The following is an 8,240-nucleotide window of genomic DNA, read 5'->3' on the forward strand; positions in this document are numbered from 1 at the left end:
TCCCATCTCGAACTCAGTAGTGAAACATTCCTGCGCCAATGATAGTGTGAGGTCTCCTCATGCGAAAGTAGGGCATCGCCAGGGCTTTATTCCTAAAAGCGGCTTCTTAGCCGCTTTTTTTATTTCCTGCGAAAATAAGAAATAAACTATTCACGCGCACCCTTTTCTTGCGGACTTGGAAATTAATTGCGCCATCATCTCCCGTTTAAGTTGAGTGAAGCTGCCTCGCCAAGCCCTAAGGCTATTAAGCAATTTTACCATTAAGGCTCACAGTGCGTTGATGTATGCCCACATTGACCATTATCATAGAATTCGCATTGGAAATTTTCGGCGCCACTAATATAACTGTTATTGCAGGTGCTCGATGAAAGATTATTACAGCTGCTAACAGCATTGCCTTTGCACATCACTGTTGTAGAGGATACACAAGCTCCGCCACCATCAATACAACTGCCCCCGCTCCATTGGCATTGGATATTACTCGTTCCACTTAAATAAGCGTTCTGACAACTGCTTTCGCTAGTCATATTACTACATGCGCTAGTCGCTGTTCCAACACAGTTGGTTGCATACACTGACCCCAACATGCTGAACCCAGAGAGTACTACCACAAAACGTTTCATAATTATTCCTTTTTAGTTCATTCATTCTAAATTTAGTTTAAAAACGCAATTATTCAAATTGCTACGAAAAATAGGTGAAGTACTTTGAGAATAACTTAAGTAGGATTTAGATATTAATTACCTAGAGTGTGGTCCATAATAGATTCGCCCCGATTATCGTTGTTGTAGTTATATCGGATATTAACTATCCCTACCGGTCACCCCTACACATTTTATTATCAAGACAGTTTTAGGCGTTCTCGCTTTGTCTGTGTAGGTGACGGCCTATAGTTAAATTTTTTTTAGCAAAGCGGATTTCCAAAAATCATTTAAAAGCTCATTTACTTCTCGCCAATCTATTGTTTTTTAGATTGGAAATGCTTTATTATCTACAATAATGGAAAAAAATAAACAATCAAAAAATCACTTTCATTAAAATTTATATTTAACCGAACATCCGAAGGGACTTAGCAGCTTCATGTTAGCAGAACAAATTAAAAAATTTATCAGCGATTTAGCGTCCAAATGCGTGCTTCCGATTGACAGCGAACTGCATAAACAATTAGATTCTTATTTTGCACTTAAAGACAGCAAAACGAGTTTAAGCGCTGAAGATTATCGTGTTTTAGAAGAGATATTTGCGCGGCGCCGCGCAGCTATTAAATTAACAATGGATGATTATACCATTGTAATTGATGGCGCCAATCAACTTTGGACCAATTTAGCTAAAGAGCTTGCTGCTGCATCAGGTAAAACCTATATTAAAATATTATTCCCAGATATAACTAATATTGTTGATCCCATCAGTTTGTCTGCCTTAAATGAAACGACCAATACGGATAATCTGTATTTAGGCCCAGACGGGCGTTCCTTGTATAGAAAATTTGGCTTATGCGAGCATTTAGTGGCTAATTTAAAGAAATTCGATAAAGAAGAATTAAGTGGCGCCAATGTCCTTTCCACTAAACGGCTTGACTCTCATGATCCACTTACTCACTTAACGGTCGAGGAGTTGGCCCGTCTGAACGCTTGTAAGTCAAATAGAGCGATTGAAGTTGAACGGATACCATACCTTAATTTTTGGGATTTTTTAAATACACGGGTGTTTACTAAATTAAATCCAACGAATGAGCTCCCTCTCTCTTTGATGGCCTATTTTCTCCCTTTAATTGGGCAATATTTCACGTTGCAGGTATCAGGCCAACCTTTTGAACAATTTAAAGAGGAACTTAATAACTTTTTAACTCATTTATATAAACATGATAAAGAGGAAATAAATCAATTTTATGGCCTTCATTTTGAAATTAGCGGTAAAAAATATTATCTGCTTGATTTCTTAATTGAACTAAACAACGCAACAGACTATAACCTAGATACAAAATTAAAAGGCCTGCTCAATGCCTTATATGCTTTAAACCCAGCCTTGTATTTGAAAACGCCCGGGGCTTCATCATTATATTGCAGTGCTAAACCAGTTTTGGACGGCTCCGCGCTTAATCGATGCCGTTTATTTCTGCTGTCTTTATTCAGTTATAATTTTAATTGTGATTTTTGGAATAAAACCCGTATCAGTATTTGCGATAAAGAGAACGAAGTTCCTAGTCAGGTGGCGCAGCTTTATAAGCGCTTTTCTTCAGCTATTTCTGCCAGTAATGAAGAAGAGATGGTCCGCGTTTATGAGGCGGTTATGGACGAGACTGTTGCTGCTCAAGCTAAAGCAAGCTCGTGGTCTAAAATCTGGGCCTGTATAGCGCCTTCGTCCTTCTCAACTTGGTTTGAAGCAGTAAAAACTGATTCCCTAGGATTACAGTGGTATGACCCGAAATTAATTGTCCATGCTTTGATAAATTTCCGAGCCCCCACAGCTGCGATAGGCTGTATTGTTGAGGGTTTTTTAGATGAGGCAATTAGAACCTATTGTCAAAATCCTCCTATATCTAGATTCCAAAAACATATGCGGATTAATCTTTTGTTTAATCAACTCTTAAATGACTTGGAGTCGGCGCCAGAGCGAGATGTCCTCTTGCAGTTATTAGACTTAGCTGCAACCCAAGATTATCGCGCTTCGTTCATCAATAATTGCATCCATTACCTTGGTCACCGCTTACAAAAAATTAATGGTAATAGAACTGGAGATGCGCGAGTAAGCTTTTTTGCGGGTTCGCGTTCAGTGGAGCAGCTTAAAACTAAAATTGCAGCGGAGCGTTACCTCAGTGTGAGTGAGGTAGTTGAGGAATATCGCAAGGAGCTAGAAGAGAGTAGTGAAGGCTTATCCACTTCTAGGCCGGAAAGAAGAAAAAGCTTGCTTAAGTATATTTATGATCGCCAATCACCTATTCTTACGCGTGAAGAGGAAATAGAGGCGGAAGAACGTGTTTCAGTGGAATTATTAATTAGGCGTTGATCTTCCTTGAGCCTACCCAGCCGAAGACTTACGGCCATGATTAATATTTAAGCTGGGCATATTGTGCACATAATTTAATAAAATTATTATATCTATTGGCTGATATTTTCCCATCTTTTACGGCAGCTACTAGAGCACAATGAGGGGTATCGGCATGAGTGCAATTGCGGAATTTACATTGGCCTAAATAGTGGGCAAATTCTTTATAGCCTTTAGCAATCGTACTGGAATCTATATCCCATAGGCTAAATTCGCGTACTCCAGGGGAGTCAATTAAAGCTCCACCACTGGGTAGATGGTAATAACAAGAATTACTGGTCGTATGCTTTCCAAGTTCTGAACCTAAAGAAATATCCCCGGTAATAATATTTTCTTCATGGGGAAGGACGCTGGCGATTAAAGAAGATTTTCCTACCCCGGATTGGCCTACAAATACACTGACTTGGTGGTTTAGAATTTTTTTTAAGTCCTCTACACTGGACGCTTGATTTTTGCTGATCATCAATAAGGGGTAATTTAAACCTTGGTAATCACTAAGCAGTTGCTGTTTAATTGCCTCACAGCTCAAATCTATTTTGTTTAATAAAATGACGGCATGTAATTTTAGGGTTTCTGCCATTACTAAATAGCTATCAAGTAGGGGCCAAGAAATTTCCGGTTTAGGGGCAACTACGATAATTAATTGAGTAATATTGGCCGCAACGGGTTTTTTTAGTCCTTTGGCTGTTGGCCGTGCCAACATACTGGCGCGTGGGTACAAGCTAACCACAACACCCTGATTGTTGCCTTCTGGTTGCCAGATAACGCGATCCCCTGCAACTACTACATCTAAGTTAGGGCGGATAGAACAACGAATCCGTTTACCTTGTTTGTCCTCAATTTCTACATGTTTACTAAAACGAGTAATAACCAAGCCATCGGCTAAAGAATCAATTTGATTGTCTTTATCATTCTGATAAGCTTGTTGTATTTTTTCAATACGAGTTGATTGTTGTTTATTAATTCGTCTTTTACTCATGGCGGTAAACTATATTATAATGATCGCATATTAATTAGTATTTGTTCTATCTTGGCTGAAGATAGCAAAATGTCAACTAATCTACACAAGGTTAATCCTATTTAATGAACATTTACTTGGTTGGTGGAGCTGTTCGCGACAAATTACTAGGGCTACCTATTAAAGAGCGTGATTGGGTCGTGGTGGGTGCAACACCTGATGAGTTACTCAAAATGAACTACCGCCAAGTCGGTCGCGATTTTCCGGTATTTTTACATCCAGAGACAAAAGAAGAATATGCTCTCGCTCGGACAGAACGAAAATCCTCACCGGGATATTATGGTTTTGATTGTAATTTCAGCAGCACAGTCACTTTAGAGGAGGATCTCGCCCGACGTGATTTAACCATCAATGCGATGGCTTTAGATGAACAGGGAGGGCTTATCGATCCGTATAGGGGCCGGGTTGACCTGGAGGCTAAACTACTGCGTCATGTATCACCTGCCTTTGTCGAAGATCCTGTGCGGGTATTAAGAGTGGCGCGTTTTGCGGCGCGCTTCTATCATTTGGGTTTCAGGCTTGCTAACGAAACCCGATCCCTAATGTATGCGATGGTGCAAAATGGCGAGTTAGAACATCTTGTCCCGGAACGAGTATGGCAAGAATGGCATAAAAGTTTTTTAGAAAAAAATCCGGAGCAATTTATTCTTACTTTACGCTCTTGTGGTGCTTTAGCTGTTATCCTCCCCGAAATTGATCAACTATTTGGAGTTCCTAATCCTTATAAACACCACCCAGAGATTGATAGTGGGGTTCATAGCTTAATGGTTTTAGAAGCTGCGGTGCAATTAAGCGAAGATCCAGTAACACGTTTTGCAGCCTTAGTGCATGATTTAGGGAAGGCCTTAAGCCCTATGGCGTCTTGGCCTAGGCATCATGGGCATGAAGAGCGCGGGGTTCCTGTGATTGAGGCCTTATGTTCACGCTTAAGAATTCCTAATGATTATCGCAGCTTGGCGGTGATGGTGTCGCGATTCCATTTATTGATCCATCGCATTACTGAGTTGCGTGCTGCAACTATTGTCAGTATTTTAGATAGTATTGATGCCTTCCGTCGACCACAATTATTTGCCGCTTTAGTAATAGCTTGCCAAGCTGACTCCGCTGGACGAGGTAAAGCGGTTGAGTATCACCAAGCAGGGAGATGGCAAAGTGTTTTCGAGGCGGCAACTAAAGTAAATGTTAAATCAGTGATTGATGAAGGTTATCAAGGACATGCAATCAAACATGAATTACACCAGCGACGCATCGCTAGTGTTGAATTAATTACAAATACTTGGAAAACGAATGAAAAATAACCATAATTTAATTTGGATTGATCTGGAAATGACCGGACTTGAGCCTGAACATGATAGGATCATAGAAATTGCAACCGTGGTCACGGATGCGCATTTAAATATTTTGGGAGAAGGTCCGGTTTTAGCAGTATCCCAGCCTAAATCCTTATTAGACAACATGGATTCTTGGAATACCCGCCAACATAACCAATCGGGATTGGTGGCGCGAGTGTTAGAGGATAGTGTTAGTGAGGCGGAGGCAGAACAGCGGACTATTAAGTTTTTAGAGCAATACTTGGATAAGGGAAAATCACCTATGTGTGGCAACAGCATTTGCCAAGATAGACGATTTTTATATAAATATATGCCTAAGCTTGCTGCCTTTTTCCATTATCGCAATTTAGACGTAAGTACTTTAAAAGAATTAGCTATTCGTTGGAAACCGGAAATTCTCAATGGTATTACTAAGGAGTCGAAACATTTAGCTTTAGATGATATTAAAGATTCCATCAATGAATTGGCCTATTATCGAACTCATTTTATTAATTGTGCGGATGTAAAAAGTGATTAACAGAGAACGTTTAGAATTACCCAATGGGGCGAATAAATTATTACTCCACTCCTGCTGTGCGCCTTGCTCGGGGGAAGTGATGGAAGCTTTAATTTATTCCGAGATTGACTTTACCATTTTTTTCTACAACCCTAATATTCACCCCTTGCAAGAATATGAAATTAGAAAGGAAGAGAATAAACGATTTGCCATAAAGCATAACATTCCCTTTATTGATGCTGACTATGATAAAGATAATTGGTTTGAGCGCGCAAAAGGGATGGAGTGGGAGCCTGAACGCGGCAAACGTTGTACTATGTGTTTTGATATGCGGTTTGAGCGAACTGCTTTTTATGCCTATGAGCATGGCTTTCCGGTAATTAGTAGTTCTTTAGGCATTTCACGCTGGAAGGATATGAATCAAATTAATGACAGTGGCGTGCGTGCTGCGAGTCGCTATCCCGAATTGATTTATTGGACCTATAATTGGCGGAAAAATGGTGGCGGCGAACGTATGTATCAAATCGCCAAACGAGAAGAGTTTTATAAGCAAGAATATTGCGGCTGCGTTTACTCCTTACGTGATACGAATGCGTGGCGGCGGGAAAAAACCAGGGATCGAATTAAAATTGGGATTAATTACTATACGGAAGGACAATCTTAATGTCACATGCACACCATGATCATGATGGTCACAGTCATCCAGCGCCAGCAACCTATGATAAGGCATTTTTTATTTCCATTTTAGCTAATGGTGGATTTGTGGTGTTGCAAATTATTTATGCCTACATCGCCAACTCCACTAGTTTACTTGCTGATGCTTTCCATAATCTAGGGGATGTTTTAGGTTTAATCTTGGCTTGGATTGCTATGGGGCTGATGAAAAAAAAACCTACGGAACGTAGGACCTATGGGCTGAAAAAAACCTCTATTTTAGCTGCTTTGCTTAATGGCTGCCTGCTCATTTTCACCTGTGGTATTATTGCCACCGAAGCAGTGTATAAATTTATCACGCCTAGCGAAACTCAAGCTTTATCCGTGATGATTGTGGCTGGAATTGGAATTATTGTTAATGGTACGACCGCATTATTATTCTTAAAAGGTTCTGATGATCTAAATATTCGCGGCGCTTATCTGCATTTATTTTATGATGCTTTGGTTTCGGTAGGAGTGGTGCTTTCTGCTGCTGTACTTTATTACACCCATTGGTTATGGTTAGACCCCGTGGTTGGGCTTTTAATAGCCCTTGTTATATTAAAAGGCACTTGGTCTTTATTTGCCGATAGTTTTCGGCTGATTATTGATGGTGTCCCAAGCTCTATTTCTTTGACCGAGGTAAGTAATTACTTCTTAGCAAAACCAGGAGTAAAGGGGCTTCATGATTTACACATTTGGGCGATGAGTACGCAAGAGAACGCCCTGTCAGTGCATCTATATATGCCAGAAGAGCACTTGACGGATGTTTTACGTGCCCAATGGATTGGTGAGTTAGAGGAGCAATTTGGCATCCAACACGTGACAATTCAGATCGAACGTACCGATGTCAATTGTAATGATACTTGTCATTAAGCTAAGAGAAAGCCTTAAGGTGGAATCCTTGAGGCAGAGCTCAACCAGAATAAAGTTAGGCGATCTTAGCGAATCGAAACGTTGATGGGACCGGTACCACCATCGTAAGTGAATACTCGATGGCTATTAGTACCCCAGCCTGGAATGAATAAGGATTGGTAAGTGCTAATAGTTAAACTTCCGCTGCTGTAATTTCCACCTCCTATTCCTGCACTTAAAAAGCCAGCAGAATTATTATTAAACTGAGCTTGATCAGCCGTAAATGAGAGCGTTCCGGAGCCGAAATTAATAGCCTCATAGCCAAAGGCTTGGTTACTGGCGAAATTGGCATTAAATTGGCTGTTTGATACTTTAATTAGCACGAGGCCACTGCCCTGGTTTGAGGCATAAAGTCCGGCAGCAATAGGGGCATTATCGCCTGTGGCCTTATTGTTATTAAGGCTCGAGTTAATTAGAGTAGCCTCTATCCTTCCTGAACTCGCATTATAGATTGATAAGCCAGTGGTTTGGTTGCTGTCACCGGATGTCGAATTATCATTAAACGAAGTAGCTCTGCTCTTCATGATTAATTTACCGGCACCGGTATTCAGTAGGTTCATCCCGTAGGCAGCAGCACCATTTCCAGTTTGACTATTCTTTTCAAAATGCGCATTATGGGTATTAATAACTCATGTTACGCACATAAACTTGTAGTTTGACTAAAAAGCATTAGAATTCCGCCCTTAATTTTAGGGAGGGAATTAAATGGATATGCTTGATCTTTATAGTGATTATTTGATTT

Annotated in this window: 8 protein-coding genes; 5 read left to right on the forward strand and 3 right to left on the reverse strand. The window is 40.4% G+C overall.

The window, feature by feature from the left end; translation table 11 throughout:
- Nucleotides 1-260: 260 nt before the first annotated feature.
- Nucleotides 261-623 (reverse strand): hypothetical protein, encoded by a 363-nt coding sequence (locus tag ELY15_RS11305; RefSeq protein WP_127100071.1) that lies wholly within the window; start codon nt 621-623, stop codon nt 261-263.
- A gap of 457 nt (nt 624-1,080) precedes the next feature.
- On the opposite strand from ELY15_RS11305, the gene ELY15_RS11310 reads away from it, so the two are divergent.
- On the forward strand, nt 1,081-3,006 hold the full coding sequence (locus ELY15_RS11310) for a hypothetical protein (protein WP_127100073.1): 1,926 nt from the start codon (nt 1,081-1,083) through the stop codon (nt 3,004-3,006).
- Nucleotides 3,007-3,046: 40 nt separating this feature from the next.
- Here ELY15_RS11310 and rsgA read toward each other — a convergent pair whose 3' ends face one another.
- A complete protein-coding gene (gene rsgA, locus ELY15_RS11315; RefSeq protein ID WP_127100075.1) occupies nt 3,047-4,024 on the reverse strand; it encodes a small ribosomal subunit biogenesis GTPase RsgA in 978 nt (325 codons plus the stop codon).
- Nucleotides 4,025-4,128: 104 nt separating this feature from the next.
- On the opposite strand from rsgA, the gene ELY15_RS11320 reads away from it, so the two are divergent.
- From ELY15_RS11320 to ELY15_RS11335, 4 genes are read left to right on the forward strand one after another with little or no spacing between them, the layout of a single operon-like run.
- The gene (locus ELY15_RS11320) at nt 4,129-5,361 is read left to right on the forward strand and encodes a multifunctional CCA addition/repair protein (RefSeq protein WP_127100077.1); all 1,233 of its coding nucleotides are present in this window, start codon (nt 4,129-4,131) and stop codon (nt 5,359-5,361) included.
- A complete protein-coding gene (gene orn, locus ELY15_RS11325) occupies nt 5,351-5,911 on the forward strand; it encodes an oligoribonuclease (RefSeq protein WP_127100079.1) in 561 nt (186 codons plus the stop codon). Before ELY15_RS11320 ends, orn begins: the two co-directional genes overlap by 11 nt.
- On the forward strand, nt 5,904-6,554 hold the full coding sequence (locus ELY15_RS11330; protein ID WP_127100081.1) for an epoxyqueuosine reductase QueH: 651 nt from the start codon (nt 5,904-5,906) through the stop codon (nt 6,552-6,554). The genes orn and ELY15_RS11330 overlap by 8 nt, the downstream gene beginning before the upstream one ends.
- Complete coding sequence (locus tag ELY15_RS11335; protein ID WP_127100083.1) at nt 6,554-7,459, forward strand: cation diffusion facilitator family transporter; 906 nt, start codon at nt 6,554-6,556, stop codon at nt 7,457-7,459. The genes ELY15_RS11330 and ELY15_RS11335 overlap by 1 nt, the downstream gene beginning before the upstream one ends.
- 65 nt (nt 7,460-7,524) lie before the next feature.
- On the opposite strand, the gene ELY15_RS11340 is transcribed toward ELY15_RS11335, so the two are convergent.
- The gene (locus ELY15_RS11340) at nt 7,525-8,058 is read right to left on the reverse strand and encodes a hypothetical protein (protein ID WP_127100085.1); all 534 of its coding nucleotides are present in this window, start codon (nt 8,056-8,058) and stop codon (nt 7,525-7,527) included.
- Nucleotides 8,059-8,240: the final 182 nt, after the last annotated feature.

The sequence above is a fragment of the Legionella sp. km772 genome (genome assembly GCF_003989735.1).
GTDB lineage: Bacteria > Pseudomonadota > Gammaproteobacteria > Legionellales > Legionellaceae > Legionella.